General features: G+C 48.0%; 2 protein-coding genes. Both read right to left on the bottom strand.

The genetic code is table 11. The features are described from left to right. Positions 1 to 249 (bottom strand): thiamine pyrophosphate-binding protein (locus tag R7Q38_RS23415; protein WP_318114471.1); only part of this gene is annotated, 249 nt, incomplete at its 3' end. After that, positions 246 to 1,396: isochorismate synthase (locus R7Q38_RS23410; RefSeq protein WP_318114470.1), on the bottom strand; the 1,151-nt coding region annotated here is incomplete at its 5' end. The genes R7Q38_RS23415 and R7Q38_RS23410, both read right to left, overlap by 4 nt.

Below are 1,396 nucleotides of genomic sequence, written 5' to 3'. Positions count from 1 at the left end.
GACTGGAGAACAGACGATTGCTCTTCCGGTCTCTTGGCTCGCTTTCGCCAAACCAAGCGCCATAAAACCTAATCCACGCTCATCAAAATGAGTATGAATGGAAAAATTTGGCTGTTCCGCCGCTTCTAAAGTCAAAGGAGTCGAACGCGATCCCGGCGCGATACAAACATGCTTCACACCAAATCGGTGAAGCTCAGTCAAAATGGTCTCTGACCAAATTCGATTGAGAACCGCTTGATCGTAACTCATGATGCCACTCCAAGCGGCGGATGATCGGAAATCAACGTTAACAGCGTCGACATCTTTTTATCTAACTCAGCCCATTCGTGTTCAGCAACTGATCCAGGAACAATACCCGCTCCAGCAAACAGCTGAACTTGATCGCCAAGCACCAATGCACTTCTTATTGCCACACAAAACTCTGCGCGTTCATGGCTGATGTAACCCATAGAGCCAGCATACCAGCCACGAGCAAACGGCTCGTTATCAAGGATGAACTGCATCGACTCTTTACGAGGCAAACCTGCCACTGCGGCCGTCGGCTGCAATGCAGAAAGCAGTTGTACGCCATTTGTGCCTGTTTTTAAGCTTGCATGAATATTACGTTTGAGGTGCTGCACCTTACGTAAACGCACCAATCTCGGTTCGGTTTCTACTTCTACCATTTCGGAATGAGGAGAAAGGCGTTCTACGATATCGTCCACGACGTACTGGTTTTCGTTTAAGTTTTTTGAATCCTGAGATAACCAGTTCGCCAACTCCATATCATGAGTGGCATTGTCGCCACGACCAATCGTGCCCGCTAAAGCTTCGGTATGAAGTTCATGTCCAACACGAGAATACAAACGCTCTGGCGTAGAACCCATAAAACTGTGTTTGCTGTCTAAACTCAGCAAGAAATGAAAGCTGTGATGGTTGTTCAAATAGCTCGCTTTAAGCAGTTGTGCAGCGCTCAACCTGTTATCCAGTTGGACAGTAGAGCGGCGAGCCAACACAACTTTTTTAAACTCATCATTCTCAATCCCAGTCAGAACTTTATGTACCAGCGCATCCCACTCAGATTTGACAGGAGTATGAACAATCGAGCGAATGTGTGACGAGATCGGAGGTAAAGCGGCGACATCGCAAATAAGCTTTCTCAAGCCTGCAAGCGTGCGCGCTTTGTCTTCAGTTAGGTTAACCGCGAGTGACCACTGCTGATCAAATCGAATCAGCTCAATTTGAGGCAAAAAGAAAAAAGAAGGCATGCAACGGCGATTTTTTTCGTGCTGGCCATCAAACGATCGCCCGCCCCATACTCGCTGCCCTTCACCAAGAATGGTATAGGCAGGACCCGGCTCAACAAAAGAGTGCAGCTGTCCTAGCGCGACGACCTCTTCACGAGTATCACGGGATT

The organism is Vibrio sp. Vb0598 (assembly GCF_033338935.1).
GTDB classification, from domain to species: domain Bacteria; phylum Pseudomonadota; class Gammaproteobacteria; order Enterobacterales; family Vibrionaceae; genus Vibrio; species Vibrio alginolyticus.
Note: the sequence above shows the minus strand (reverse complement) of the source record. Positions and strands in the feature narration are given on the sequence as shown.